At 63.0% G+C, this 13797-nt stretch carries 9 protein-coding genes; 8 read left to right on the forward strand and 1 reads right to left on the reverse strand.

The annotated features are described in order from the left end of the window. Positions 1 to 120: 120 nt before the first annotated feature. From betA to yccS, 7 genes are all read left to right on the forward strand, one after another. Positions 121 to 1824: a choline dehydrogenase gene (gene betA, locus ACIPQ1_RS22800; protein ID WP_434704171.1), complete on the forward strand. Its 1704-nt coding sequence runs from the start codon at positions 121 to 123 to the stop codon at positions 1822 to 1824. Between the two features lie 399 nt (positions 1825 to 2223). Then, complete coding sequence (locus ACIPQ1_RS22805; RefSeq protein ID WP_446534812.1) at positions 2224 to 3666, forward strand: TldD/PmbA family protein; 1443 nt, start codon at positions 2224 to 2226, stop codon at positions 3664 to 3666. After that, the gene (locus ACIPQ1_RS22810; RefSeq protein ID WP_411385844.1) at positions 3666 to 5003 is read left to right on the forward strand and encodes a TldD/PmbA family protein; all 1338 of its coding nucleotides are present in this window, start codon (positions 3666 to 3668) and stop codon (positions 5001 to 5003) included. The genes ACIPQ1_RS22805 and ACIPQ1_RS22810 overlap by 1 nt, the downstream gene beginning before the upstream one ends. Before the next feature lie 227 nt (positions 5004 to 5230). Next, a complete protein-coding gene (gene mdtD / locus ACIPQ1_RS22815; protein WP_186707115.1) occupies positions 5231 to 6658 on the forward strand; it encodes a multidrug transporter subunit MdtD in 1428 nt (475 codons plus the stop codon). A gap of 320 nt (positions 6659 to 6978) precedes the next feature. Then, positions 6979 to 8316: an ATP-dependent RNA helicase DbpA gene (dbpA, locus tag ACIPQ1_RS22820; protein ID WP_411387564.1), complete on the forward strand. Its 1338-nt coding sequence runs from the start codon at positions 6979 to 6981 to the stop codon at positions 8314 to 8316. Positions 8317 to 8467: 151 nt separating this feature from the next. Further along, entirely contained in the window at positions 8468 to 9646 is a 1179-nt protein-coding gene (locus ACIPQ1_RS22825) for an NAD(P)/FAD-dependent oxidoreductase (RefSeq protein ID WP_411385845.1), read from the forward strand. Between the two features lie 234 nt (positions 9647 to 9880). After that, positions 9881 to 12064, forward strand: coding sequence for a YccS family putative transporter (gene yccS / locus ACIPQ1_RS22830; protein WP_250965103.1), 2184 nt, complete (start codon positions 9881 to 9883; stop codon positions 12062 to 12064). A 135-nt stretch (positions 12065 to 12199) separates the two neighbouring features. Here yccS and ACIPQ1_RS22835 read toward each other — a convergent pair whose 3' ends face one another. Then, positions 12200 to 12937, reverse strand: a complete 738-nt coding sequence (locus ACIPQ1_RS22835; protein WP_250965102.1) for a substrate-binding periplasmic protein — start codon at positions 12935 to 12937, stop codon at positions 12200 to 12202. Between the two features lie 260 nt (positions 12938 to 13197). On the opposite strand from ACIPQ1_RS22835, the gene ACIPQ1_RS22840 reads away from it, so the two are divergent. Then, the gene (locus ACIPQ1_RS22840) at positions 13198 to 13650 is read left to right on the forward strand and encodes a GNAT family N-acetyltransferase (protein WP_411385846.1); all 453 of its coding nucleotides are present in this window, start codon (positions 13198 to 13200) and stop codon (positions 13648 to 13650) included. Positions 13651 to 13797 lie beyond the last annotated feature (147 nt).

Consider the following 13797-nt stretch of genomic DNA (forward strand, 5'->3'; position numbering starts at 1 on the left):
GAACACGGTCGCCCTGTTTGCGACTGCTGCGCAGCCGAGCGGGAGCAAGCTCCCTCGCCACAGAGAATGTGGCACTCGATGACCGCGACCTGAACCCAATTCAAAAAGAGGGTGCATTTCATGTCCCAAGAATTCGATTACATCATCATCGGTGCCGGCTCGGCCGGTAATACCCTGGCCACCCGCCTGACCGAAGACGAAGGCGTCACCGTCCTGCTGCTCGAAGCCGGCGGCCCGGACTATCGCCTGGACTTCCGCACGCAAATGCCCGCTGCCCTGGCGTTCCCCCTGCAGGGCCGTCGCTACAACTGGGCCTACGAGACCGACCCGGAGCCGCACATGAACGGCCGCCGCATGGAGTGCGGTCGCGGCAAGGGCCTGGGCGGTTCTTCGCTGATCAACGGCATGTGCTACATCCGCGGCAACGCCCTGGACTATGACAACTGGGCCAAGCTGCCGGGTCTGGAAGACTGGACCTACCTCGATTGCCTGCCGTATTTCCGTAAGGCCGAAACCCGCGACATCGGCCCGAACGACTACCACGGTGGCGACGGCCCGGTCAGCGTGACCACGCCCAAGGCTGGCAACAACCCGTTGTTCCACGCCATGGTCGAAGCCGGCGTGCAGGCCGGTTACCCCCGTACCGAGGACCTCAACGGCTACCAGCAGGAAGGTTTCGGCCCGATGGACCGTACCGTCACGCCCAACGGCCGTCGCGCCAGCACCGCCCGCGGTTACCTGGACGTCGCCAAGAAACGCTCGACACTGACCATCGTCACCCATGCCTTGACCGACAAGATCCTGTTCGAAGGCAAGCGCGCGGTCGGCGTGCGTTACCTGGTGGGCGCCGCCGAAGAGCGCGTCGAAGCCCGGGCGCGCAAGGAAGTGCTGCTGTGCTCCGGCGCCATCGCCTCGCCGCAGATCCTGCAACGCTCTGGCGTCGGCCCGGCCAAGCTGCTGGAAAACCTCGACATCCCGGTGGTCCACGATCTGCCGGGCGTCGGTGAAAACCTCCAGGATCACTTGGAGTTGTACCTGCAATACGCTTGCACCCAACCGGTCTCGCTGTACCCGTCGCTGCTCTGGTACAACCAGCCAGCCATCGGTGCCGAATGGCTGTTCAATGGCACCGGCATCGGCGCCAGCAACCAGTTCGAGGCCGGCGGTTTCATCCGCACGCGCCCGGATTTCGAATGGCCGAACATCCAGTACCACTTCCTGCCGGTGGCGATTAACTACAACGGCAGCAACGGCGTGAAGGAGCATGGTTTCCAGGCACACATGGGTTCCATGCGTTCGCCCAGCCGTGGTCGGATCCAGGCCAAGTCCAAGGACCCGCGCCAGCACCCGAGCATCCTGTTCAACTACATGGCGACCGAGCAGGACTGGCAGGAATTTCGCGATGGCATCCGCCTGACCCGCGAAATCATGCAGCAACCGGCGCTCGATCCATTCCGTGGTCGCGAGATCAGCCCGGGTATCGAGGTACAGACGGACGAACAACTGGACCAGTTCATCCGCGAGCACGCCGAAACCGCGTTCCACCCGTCCTGCTCGTGCAAGATGGGCACCGACGACATGGCCGTGGTGGACAGCGAAGGCCGCGTGCACGGCATGGAAGGGTTGCGCGTGGTCGATGCCTCGATCATGCCGATCATCACCACCGGCAACCTCAACGCACCGACGATCATGATGGCCGAGAAAATCGCCGACAGGATCCGCGGCCGCAAACCCCTGCCACGCAGCACCGCACCGTACTACGTGGCCGGTGATGCGCCGGTGCGCGGCAAGCCGTTGCGTGAAGTGGCGACCGCTACGCAGTAAGACTCAAGACCGCGGCGCGGCCTTCGCGAGCAAGCTCGCTCCCACAAGGGTTGGGTGGTGGACACAGACTTTGTGACCACTGAAAACCCCACTGTGGGAGCGAGCTTGCTCGCGAAAGCGGTGGGTCAGCTTGCATCAATGTTGAATGTACCGCCGTCTTCGCGAGCAAGCCCGCTCCCACAGGGGTTCTGAGGCGAACACAGATTTTGTGACCACTGAAAACCCACTGTGGGAGCGAGCCTGCTCGCGAAGGGGCCAGCCCATTCAGCCTATTTCTCTGACTGCCACACCGCAAAACTCCCATCTGCCTTGATCCCTCCCCCACCCCAGGCCTACTCTAGAGCCACCGCGTCACTGCGCCGCACCTCGCTGCATCGCCACTCCAGACAAGGAGGTTTCATGTTCGACTTCCACCCCCGGCTCAAGCAGCGGTTCGCTGCCTTGCGCACGGGCGCTGAATTCTTTTCCCTGCGTTATGTGCGCGAATCCGGCCAGCATTTGTCGGTGCGCAAGAACGTCGCCGAACCGCCCAGCCTGAACCGTGATGAAGGTGCGATGCTCACCGTGCGGGTCAGCGGGGTCGAAGCCTATGCCGCCACCAATGACCTGTCCCAGGCCGGCCTGCAAGCAGCACTGCAACGCGCCGAACAGCACGCGCGCCAGCTCAAGCCCCATGCCCTGCTCGACCTGCGCGAGCAAGCGGTGTCCAGCGACCGCGCCGATTACTTCTCGCCGCATTTCGACCAGGCCTTCCCGCCGTTGAGCGACTGCTACCAACTGCTTGGCGACGAATCGGCCGCAGTGCCCCGGGACGAACGCCTGGTGAACTGGCAAGCCAGCATCGGCCTGACCCAGGTCGAGCAGATCTACCTCAACAGTGCCGGCGCTGAACTGCGCCAGGCCCAACGCTTCATCTACCCGGCCCTGGACGTCACCGCCTTCGACGGTCACGACAGCCAGACCCGCACCCTGGGTCGGGAGAATTTCGGCCAGCAAGGCGGCTTCGACGTGATCAGCCGCTGCGGACTGATCGGCGCCGGGCCGAAAATCGCCGACCAGGCCTTGCAATTGCTGATGGCGCCGAACACCCCGCAAGGTCCCCGCGACCTGCTGTTGATGCCCGACCAGATGATGCTGCAAATCCACGAGTCCATCGGCCATCCGCTGGAACTGGACCGCATCCTCGGGGATGAGCGCAATTACGCCGGTACCAGCTTCGTCAAGGCCGGCGATTTCGGCCACCTGCAATACGGCTCCGACCTGCTAAACGTAACCTTCGACCCGGACATTCCCGAAGAACTGGCAAGCTACAGCCATGACGACGACGGCAGCGCCGCCAGCAAGCAGTTCCTGATTCGCGAAGGCCTGCTGCTGCGTCCATTGGGTGGGGCACTGTCGCAATTCCGTGCCGGCCTGGACGGTGTCGCCAACAGCCGCGCCTGCGGCTGGAATCGGCCGCCCATCGACCGCATGGCGAACCTGAACATCGAGCCCGGCGACCAATCCCTGGAACAATTGATCCAGGGCATCGAGCACGGCGTGCTGATGCGCACCAACCGCTCCTGGTCCATCGATGATGCCCGCAACAAATTCCAGTTCGGCTGCGAATGGGGCCAGTTGATCGAGAACGGCGAGCTCAAGGGCGTGGTGAAGAACCCCAACTACCGAGGCATCTCCGCGCAATTCTGGAAAAGCCTGCGCGCCGTGGGCGACGCCAGCACCTCGCAAGTCCTTGGCACGCCGAACTGCGGCAAGGGCGAACCGAACCAGGTCATCCGCGTCGGCCATGCGTCGCCAGCCTGTGTGTTCAGCAATGTTGATGTGTTTGGGGGAGATGCCTGATGAGCACCACCAATAATCAGGCCGAGGCATTCAAGGTTCTGGTCGACTGGCTGCGCGGCGCCCTGCGTACGCCTGAACAGTTCACCCTCGGCTACGCCGCCGAATCCTCGGCCTTCGTGCGTTTCAACCACGGCAAGGTCCGCCAGGCCGGGCAGGTGCAGCAGGCAAATGTCAGCTTCAAATTGATCGACGACGGTCGCCACGCCGACTTGCAGATTACTCTGTCCGGCGACCCCGAGGCCGATGTGCAACGCCTGTCCGAAGGCTTGCAGCAACTGCGCGAAACCTTGCCGCTGCTGCCCCGCGATCCGTACCTGCTGCTCAACCATCATCACTGGCAGAGCAACAATGTGCAGGACCATCCGCTGCCCGAGACGGAGCAGGCCGTTGCCGAAATCACCCGCGCCGCCGAAGGCCTGGACCTGGTGGGCTTCTACGCAGCCGGCCCCATCAGCCGAGGTTTCGCCAGTTCTTCGGGCGCGTTCGGCTGGCATCAGGCCAACAGCTTCAACTTCGATTTCAGCTTGTTCCATGAAAACGGCCAAGCGGTGAAAGCCAGCTACGCCGGGCATGTGTGGAGCAGCGAAGGATTTGCCCAACGTTTCGAACAGGCCCGCGAACAACTGGCGTTTCTCGGCCACCCGCTGCGCACGTTGCCGCCCGGCGAATACCGCGCCTATCTGGCGCCGGCCGCCCTGGAAGAGATCATGGGCATGCTCAGTTGGGGCGGGTTCTCGGCCCAGGCCATTGCCAGCAAGCAGAGCCCGTTGCAGAAGTTCTATGCTGGCGAAGCCCACTTCAGTCCCAACGTATGGCTCACGGAGCAGGTCAGCGGCTCCCTGAGCCCGGCGTTTTCCGACGAAGGTTATCCCCGCGAGGACCTGGGGCTGATCGCCAAGGGCATGGCCAACGCACAATTGGTCAACTCCCGCAGCGCCGCCGAATACGGCCTCGCGGCCAACGGCGCCAGCCGCTACGAATACCCCACGGCGCTGGACATGCAGGGCGGGCAACTGGAGCAGAAGCACATCCTTGAAGCACTTGGCACAGGGTTGTACATCAGCAACCTCTGGTACCTGAACTACTCGGACCAACCGGCGGCACGCCTGACCGGCATGACCCGTTTCGCCACGTTCTGGGTCGAGAATGGCCAGATCCAGGCACCGGTCAGCACGATGCGTTTCGACGACAGCGTCTACAGCCTGCTCGGCTCGCAACTCGAAGCGCTGACCCGGGAGCGGGAACTTCTGCTCTCGGCCAGCACCTACAGCCAGCGGGCCACGGCCTCGATGTTGTTGCCGGGGGCGTTGGTGAAGAGGCTCACGCTGACGCTATAACACGCAATTCCCCGTGGCGAGGGAGCTTGCTCCCGCTCGGCTGCGAAGCAGTCGTAACCCAGGCGACGCGATCTTTCGGGCACACCGTGTTGGCCGGTTTGGGGGGCTTCGCCCCCAGCGGGAGCAAGCTCCCTCGCCACAAGAGCTTCCTTGCCACAGGTAACTGTTCATTTTTTTAAAGATCCCCTCGCCCTAGGTAATTGTTCACTTTTCATACAAGAGGTCCCATGCCCAACCGCGCCCCGCTCGACGCCGTCACCGCCCGCTGGCTCCCGTGGGTCGTGGCGATTGCCTTCTTCATGCAGTCCCTGGACGGGACCATCCTCAACACCGCCCTGCCCGCCATGGCCAGCGACCTGGCGGAAAACCCGCTGCGCATGCAAGGCGTGATCATTGCCTACATGCTCACCGTGGCGTTGCTGATCCCGGCGTCGGGCTGGATCGCCGACCGCTTCGGCACCAAGAAGATTTTCTTCGGGGCGATCCTGCTGTTCAGCTTCGGCTCGCTGCTGTGCGCCTTGTCCAATTCGTTGAGCATGCTGATCGGCGCCCGGGTCGTCCAAGGCCTGGGCGGTGCGCTGATGCTGCCGGTGGGCAGGCTGGTGGTGCTGCGGGCGTATCCGCGCTCGGAACTGGTGCGAATCATGGGCTTCATCACGATCCCTGGCCTGCTCGGCCCACTGATCGGCCCGACCATGGGCGGCTGGATGGTGGAATACCTGACCTGGCACTGGATCTTCATCATCAACCTGCCGGTGGGCGTGATCGGCTGTTACGCCGTGTGGAAATTCATCCCCGACCTGCGTGGCAGCGAGCGCACGCGGTTCGATGGGCTGGGGTTCCTGCTGTTCGGCGCGGCGATGGTGCTGATTACCATCGCCATGGAAGGCCTGGGTGAACTGCACTTGCCGCACCTGCGGGTGATGTTGCTGCTGTTCGGCGGCATGGCCTGCCTGGCGGCCTATTGGCTGCGGGCCGGGCACGTTGAAAATGCGCTGTTTCCACCGTCCCTGTTCAAGACCCGGACCTTCGCCGTCGGTATTCTCGGCAACCTGTTCGCGCGCCTGGGCAGCGGTGCCTTGCCGTTCCTGGTGCCGTTGCTGCTGCAAGTCGCCCTGGGTTATTCACCGTCCCAGGCCGGCATGAGCATGCTGCCCCTGGCGGCGGCGGCCATGGTCGCCAAATCCGTGGCCCGACCGCTGATCGAACGCTTTGGCTACCGCGCCGTGTTGACCAGCAACACCCTGGCCCTGGGCCTGATGCTGGCGAGCATGGGCCTGGTCAGCGAACAGACGCCGTACTGGCTGCTGCTGGCGCAACTGGCGGTGCTGGGGGCGATCAACTCGCTGCAATTCACCGCGATGAACACCGTGACCCTGATCGACCTGGACGACGCCAGTGCCAGCAGCGGCAACAGCCTGTTGTCGGTGGTGGCGCAACTGTCCCTGAGCCTCGGCGTGGCCTGCGCCGGCGCGCTGCTGGGCGGCTTTACCGCTCAGGTGGGCAACGATGGGGTGGAGACGGTGCTGGGCGCATTCCAGCTGACGTTCGTAACGGTGGGGATCATGGCGATGCTGGCGGCGACGATCTTTTCCCAGTTGTCGAAGCAGGATGGGCGGCGGGACAAGCGGCCGGATGAGCATATCGAGCACTAGGTAGGACTCGGACGGTTTTAAGGCTTCAGGGCTTTTGTGGCGAGGGAGCTTGCTCCCGCTCGGCTGCGCAGCAGACGCAATCCAGGCGACGCGAACTTCCAGGGGCACCGTGTTGGCCGGTTTGGGGCCGCTTCGCGCCCCAGCGGGAGCAAGCTCCCTCGCCACAGGGAATTCGCCCACTTCAGAACTGCGCCACAGCTCGTCCAGAACGTTCGAAGAAAGTGGCATGAGGCTGCTACACTGCGCGACATTTTGTTTTGCAGGCCAGTCCCGTGACCACCATTGCCACCGCTTTTAATACTTTGCCGCTGTCCGCCGCCATGCTGGCTAACCTCGAATCACTCGGTTATGCCCAGATGACGCCGATCCAGGCGCAAAGCTTGCCGGTGATCCTCAAGGGCATGGACCTGATCGCCCAGGCCAAGACCGGCAGCGGCAAGACCGCCGCCTTCGGCATCGGCCTGCTGAACCCGATCAACCCGCGCTTCTTCGGCTGCCAGGCTTTGGTGATGTGCCCGACCCGCGAGCTGGCCGACCAGGTCGCCAAGGAAATCCGCCGCCTGGCCCGCGCCGAAGACAACATCAAGGTCCTGACCCTGTGCGGCGGCGTGTCCTTCGGCCCGCAGATTGCTTCCCTCGAACACGGCGCCCACATCATCGTCGGCACGCCGGGGCGCATCCAGCAGCACCTGCGCAAGGGTTCGCTGGTGCTCGACGGCCTCAACACGCTGATCCTCGACGAAGCCGACCGCATGCTCGACATGGGCTTCTACGACGCCATCGAAGACATCATCCAGCAGACCCCGGAACGCCGTCAGACGCTGCTGTTCTCCGCCACCTACCCGGTGGGCATCAAGCAACTGTCGTCCAAGTTCATGCGCAACCCGCAGCAAGTGAAAGCCGAGGCGTTCCACTCCGATGCGCAGATCGAGCAGCGCTTCTACGAGATCTCCCCCGAGGAGCGCATGGATGCGGTGGTCAAGGTCCTGGCGCATTTCCGACCGGCCTCCTGCGTGGCGTTCTGCTTCACCAAGCAGCAGGTCCAGGAAACCGTCGACCACCTGACGGCCAAGGGCATCTCGGCCGTGGGCCTGCACGGCGACCTGGAACAGCGCGACCGCGACCAGGTGCTGGCGATGTTCGCCAACCGCAGCACCTCGGTGCTGGTGGCCACCGACGTAGCGGCCCGCGGCCTCGACATCGACGCCCTGGACATGGTGATCAACGTCGAGCTGGCCCGGGATTCGGAAATCCACATCCACCGTGTCGGCCGCACTGGTCGCGCCGGTGAGAAAGGCATCGCCATCAGCCTCGTGGCGCCGTCCGAAGCCCACCGCGCCCAGGCCATCGAGCAACTGCAGAAGTCGCCGCTGAGCTGGGACCAATTGGACAACCTCAAGCCCCAGGGTGGCGGCCCGCTGCTACCGGCCATGAGCACCCTGTGCATCGGCGCCGGGCGCAAGGACAAAGTCCGCCCCGGCGATATCCTCGGTGCCCTGACCGGCGACGCCGGCATCCCTGGCGCCCAGGTCGGCAAGATCGCGATCTTCGATTTCCAGGCCTACGTGGCCGTGGAACGCGGCATCGCCAAACAGGCCTTGCAGCGCTTGAACGACGGCAAGATCAAGGGCCGCTCGTTGCGGGTGCGGATCCTGTAACCGATCGCCTGACGAACAGAGATCAAACTGTGGGAGCGAGCTTGCTCGCGATGGCGGTGGATCAGCGGCATTAATGCTGCCTGACACGCCACCATCGCGAGCAAGCTCGCTCCCACATTCAGTTATGTGGGAAAGCCGAGAGGACACCGTTTTGCGCTCTACCGAAGTCGTGATCATTGGCGCTGGCGCCGCAGGGTTGATGTGCGCGCTGACCGCGGCCGCGCGCGGGCGGCAGGTGATGTTGCTGGACCATGCCAACAAGGCCGGCAAGAAAATCCTCATGTCGGGCGGCGGGCGCTGCAATTTCACCAACATGTACACCGAGCCGGGCAATTTCCTGTCGCAGAACCCGCACTTCTGCAAGTCGGCCCTGGCCCGCTACACCCAGTGGGATTTCATCGCGCTGGTGGCCAAGCACGGCGTGCCCTATCACGAAAAAAAGCTCGGCCAGTTGTTCTGCGATAACAAGTCCAGCGACATCCTCGGCCTGCTGTTGGATGAATGCGACCAGGCCGGCGTCAGCCTGCACCTGGACACCTCCATCACGCAGATCGAAAAAACCGACGGCGGCTACCGGCTGCAAACCACCCTCGGCGCCCTCGCCTGCCAATCCCTGGTGATCGCCACGGGCGGGCTGTCGATTCCCACGCTCGGGGCAACCGGCTTCGGTTACCAGGTGGCAAAACAGTTTGGCCACGAACTGCTGCCGACCCGCGCCGGCCTGGTGCCGTTCACCATCACCGATCAGCTCAAGGCCCTGTGCACTGAACTCTCGGGCACCTCGGTGGATTGCCTGGTGAGCTGCAACGACCAGAGTTTTCGCGAGAACATCCTGTTCACCCATCGCGGCCTGAGCGGCCCGGCGATCCTGCAGATTTCCTCATTCTGGGAACCGGGGGACACGGTGCAGATCAACCTGCTGCCCGACCACGATGTGCCGCAATGGCTGCAACAGCAACAGGCCGAACGCCCCAACAGCGAACTCAAGACCCTGCTGGGCGAGTTGTTCACCAAGAAAATGGCCAACCTGCTGGCCGACACTTGGTTTGTGTCCAAACCCATGAAGCAATACACCCACGCAGAGCTGGCGGACATCGCCGAGAAACTGGCGAGCTGGAATGTCGTCCCCGCCGGCACCGAAGGCTACCGCACCGCCGAGGTCACCCTTGGCGGCGTCGACACCCGGGAAGTCTCGTCCAAGACCATGGAGTCGCTGAAAAGCCCGGGCCTGTATTTCATCGGCGAAGTGCTGGACGTCACCGGGCACCTGGGCGGGTTCAACTTCCAGTGGGCCTGGGCTTCCGGGTATGCGGCGGCGCAGTACGTCTGATCCGCCACGACTCGAATGTGGACAATAACCTGTGGGAGCGAGCTTGCTCGCGATAGCGGTGGCTCAGTCACCATCAATGTGACGGACCTGACGCCATCGCGAGCAAGCTCGCTCCCACAGGGGTTCGACGGTACATGCCGGAACACTTTTTGCTGCCGGATGTGATCGCCGCCATTGCGTCGGCGTCATTACTGCCTCAATTTAGCGTCATTGCCCGTCAGGCCCGTGTACTTCATGTCAGCGAACTCGTTTAGCCAGTCTTTGCGTCGCCTTTGGGCGTTGGATAAGTTCAGTTATAGCGTGCGGGTCTTCATCGCCCTGACCGGCAGCATGGGGTTGTGTTGGTACCTGGACGAGATGGCGCTGCTGATTCCCTTGTTCCTGGGCATTATCGCCAGCGCCCTGGCCGAGACCGACGACAGTTGGCAGGGCCGCCTCAATGCGCTGGCAGTCACGCTGCTGTGTTTCAGCACCGCAGCGCTGTCGGTGGAGTTGCTGTTTCCCTACCCCATCCTGTTCATCGTCGCCCTGGCCCTGGCGGCATTCGGCCTGACCATGCTTGGCGCCTTGGGCGAACGTTATGGCGCAATTGCCTCGGCCACCCTGATTCTTTCGGTCTACACCATGATCGGCGTGGACCAGCGCGGCGTCGCCGTCAACGATTTCTGGCACGAACCCCTGCTATTGGTCGCCGGTGCCGCGTGGTACGGCGTGCTGTCGGTCGTGTGGCAGGCATTGTTTTCCAACCAGCCGGTGCAGCAAAGCCTGGCGCGGCTGTTTCGCGAACTGGGACGCTACCTCAAGCTCAAATCATCGCTCCTGGAGCCGATCCGCCAACTGGACATCGAAGCCCGTCGCCTGGAACTGGCCCAGCAAAACGGTCGGGTGGTCGCTGCGCTCAACAGCGCGAAGGAAATCATCCTGCACCGCGTCGGCAATGGCCGGCCCGGCTCGAAGGTCAGTCGCTACCTGAAGCTGTACTTCCTGGCCCAGGACATCCACGAACGCGCCAGCTCGTCCCACTATCCCTACAACGCCCTGGCCGAGGCTTTCTTCCACAGCGACGTGCTGTTCCGCTGCCAACGCCTGCTGCGCCAGCAAGGCAAGGCCTGCCAGGCGCTGGCCGAATCGATCCAACTGCGCCAGCCATTCATCTACGACGATACTTTTGCCGAAGCCCTCAACGACCTGCACGCGTCCCTCGAACACCTGCGCATCCAGAGCAACCCGGCCTGGCGCGGCTTGCTGCGGTCGTTGCGAGCCCTGTCGGTCAACCTCGGCACCATGGACCGCCTGCTCAGCGACGCGAGCAACCCCGACGCCCTGGCCGACGCCACCGACAGCAGCCTGCTGGACCGCTCGCCGCGCAACCTCCAGGATGTCTGGCTGCGCTTGCGCACCCAGCTCACGCCCACCTCGCTGCTGTTCCGCCATGCCCTGCGCCTGCCCCTGGCCCTCAGCGTGGGCTACGCCATGGTGCATCTGATCCACCCGTCCCAGGGCTATTGGATCATCCTCACCACGCTGTTCGTCTGCCAACCCAACTATGGCGCCACCCGGCGCAAGCTCGGCCAGCGGATCATCGGCACCGCCATCGGCCTGACAGTGGCCTGGGCGCTGTTCGACCTGTTTCCCAATCCGCTGGTGCAATCGTGCTTCGCCATTGCCGCCGGGGTGGTGTTCTTTACCAACCGCACCACCCGCTACACCCTGGCGACGGCGGCGATCACCGTCATGGTGCTGTTCTGCTTCAACCAGGTGGGCGACGGCTACGGGCTGCTGCTGCCACGGTTGTTCGATACCTTGCTGGGCAGCCTGATCGCCGGGCTGGCGGTGTTCCTGTTCCTGCCCGACTGGCAAGGTCGGCGGCTGAACAAGGTGCTGGCCAACACGCTGACCTGCAACAGCATTTACCTGCGCCAGATCATGCAGCAATACGCCGCCGGCAAAAGCGACGACCTGGCTTATCGCCTGGCCCGACGCAACGCCCACAACGCCGATGCCGCGCTGTCCACCACGCTGGCCAACATGCTGATGGAGCCGGGACACTTCCGCAAGGAAGCCGACGTGGGCTTCCGCTTCCTGGTGCTGTCCCACACCCTGCTCAGCTACCTGTCAGGCCTGGGCGCCCACCGCGGCACCGAGTTGCCGACGCAAGTACGCGAACAATTGATCGATGGTGCCGGGGTGAAACTGGCGGCGAGCATCGACGAAATCGCACAGGGCCTGGCAAGCAAGCAGCCGATCGCGATCCAGAGCGATGAGGAGGAAGCCCTGGCCAGTGAGTTGGAGCAGATGCCTGATGAGATCGACGAAGGACAGCGGTTGGTGCAGACGCAATTGGGGTTGATCTGTCGGCAGCTGGGGCCGTTGCGCACGTTGGCGGCGCACCTGATCAAGGATACCAGCGAGGCTTGAGGGTTGTGGGATCCAGGAGGGCCTCATCGCGAGCAAGCTCGCTCCCACAGTGGATTTGCTGTGCACACAAACTTGGCATCACCGCAGGCCCATTGTGGGAGCGAGCTTGCTCGCGATGGGGCCAGTCCAGACACCTCACATCCCATGAGCCTTCAATAACCGGTCATAACTCCCATCCGCCTTCATCGCCGCGATCGCCCGATCGAACCCGGCCACGATCTGCTCATGCTCCGGGTTCTTCAGGCTGACCAGGATGTGCAGGCTGTTTTCGCTCAAGGGCTTGGGCAGGAACTCCACGGCGCTGCGCACCGTGGGCGATTCGCGGGCCAGGTAGTAGCGGGCGACGTACTCGTCTTCCAGGGTCAACTTCACCCGGTCGGCCGCCAGCATGCGCACCGCCATGGCGAAATTGTGCACCGGCACTTTCTGCATTTTCGGGTCTTCATCGAAATCCTTGGAATAGGCGTAACCGCGTACCACGGCGATGGGATACGCACGCAGCTGTGGCAGGCTGTCAAACTGGATCGCTTCGTCCTTGCGCTTGATGAAGCGCACGCGGTTGAGCAGGTATTCGGCCGAGAACCGGCCTATGTGCGTGCGCTCCTCGCTGTACCAGGCATTGATCAGCACATCATAGCGGCCCTCGCCGATACCCAGCATCGCCCGGGCCCAGGGCACTTGTTCGAAGTCCGTGGCATAACCGGCCCGCGCCAGGGCCGTGCTGACGATGTCGGTCGCCAGGCCGCCATTGATCAAGGTGGAATCGGTAAAGGGCGGCCAGGCATCGGCGACCAGGCGCAACTTCTGCGCACAGGCCTCGTAGCTCAGCAACAGCAACCCGATCAATGCAAGAGCTCGATGCAATCGCGGCATGCCAAACATCCTTGACGGGTTCAAAGCCCGGTTTGTTTTTAGCCCAAACCCAACGGGCATCCCTAGACACCCGGTCCTAACATTAGCTCATTGGAACCGCTGCGCAGCGCTGTCACGAAGATTACACAAAGACGACAGTCCCGCGACAAAGGAATGATGGCATTTTGGTCTTTGTCACAGATTTTCAGGTCGTGCAAGCGAGAGACTTCCGAGCCAAGCACGCTTACTATCGGCATCAGGTTCTTCAGGAAATTCAAAAAATGGATATCGAATGGGTCTGCAAACATCACACTGACCTGAGCAAGGAGCAGCTATATGCCATCCTCAAGCTGCGCGCCGAGGTGTTCGTCGTCGAGCAGAACTGCGCCTACCCGGACGTTGACGGCCTGGACCTGGAGGGCGACACCTGCCATCTGATGGCCTGGCACGACAACCACTTGGTGGCTTACCTGCGCCTGCTCGACCCGCACTCGCAAAACAGCGACGTGGTGATCGGGCGCGTGATCATCGCGCCACCGGCACGCGGCCAGGGGCTGGGTCATACGCTGATGGAAAAGGCCCTCAAGCAGGCCGAGAAGCATTGGCCCGGCGTATCGATCTCGTTGTCGGCCCAGGCGCATTTGCAGGGGTATTACGGGCGGTATGGGTTTGAAGTGGTGGGGGTGGAGTATATGGAGGATGGGATTCCACACATTGGTATGCATCGTCCTTAAGATCCCCTTCGCGAGCAAGCTGAACTGGTCAAGTAATCCCGGACACCGATTACGGTATTTATGCCGCTTTTTGCTCCATGGCTATTGGCGACAGGTAGTTGTTGTAGCTGTGGAGCCTGATTCGGTTGTATCGCATGAAGAAGCTGG

This window comes from Pseudomonas sp. LARHCG127 (assembly GCF_052871455.1).

What these genes read in the sequence shown, in the direction of transcription:
- betA (WP_434704171.1), top strand. Translation starts at nt 121, where the DNA reads ATGTCCCAAGAATTCGATTACATCATCATCGGTGCCGGCTCGGCCGGT.
- ACIPQ1_RS22805 (WP_446534812.1), top strand. Translation starts at nt 2,224, where the DNA reads ATGTTCGACTTCCACCCCCGGCTCAAGCAGCGGTTCGCTGCCTTGCGC.
- ACIPQ1_RS22810 (WP_411385844.1), top strand. Translation starts at nt 3,666, where the DNA reads ATGAGCACCACCAATAATCAGGCCGAGGCATTCAAGGTTCTGGTCGAC.
- mdtD (WP_186707115.1), top strand. Translation starts at nt 5,231, where the DNA reads ATGCCCAACCGCGCCCCGCTCGACGCCGTCACCGCCCGCTGGCTCCCG.
- dbpA (WP_411387564.1), top strand. Translation starts at nt 6,979, where the DNA reads ATGCTGGCTAACCTCGAATCACTCGGTTATGCCCAGATGACGCCGATC.
- yccS (WP_250965103.1), top strand. Translation starts at nt 9,881, where the DNA reads ATGTCAGCGAACTCGTTTAGCCAGTCTTTGCGTCGCCTTTGGGCGTTG.
- ACIPQ1_RS22835 (WP_250965102.1), bottom strand. Translation starts at nt 12,937, where the DNA reads ATGCCGCGATTGCATCGAGCTCTTGCATTGATCGGGTTGCTGTTGCTG.
- ACIPQ1_RS22840 (WP_411385846.1), top strand. Translation starts at nt 13,198, where the DNA reads ATGGATATCGAATGGGTCTGCAAACATCACACTGACCTGAGCAAGGAG.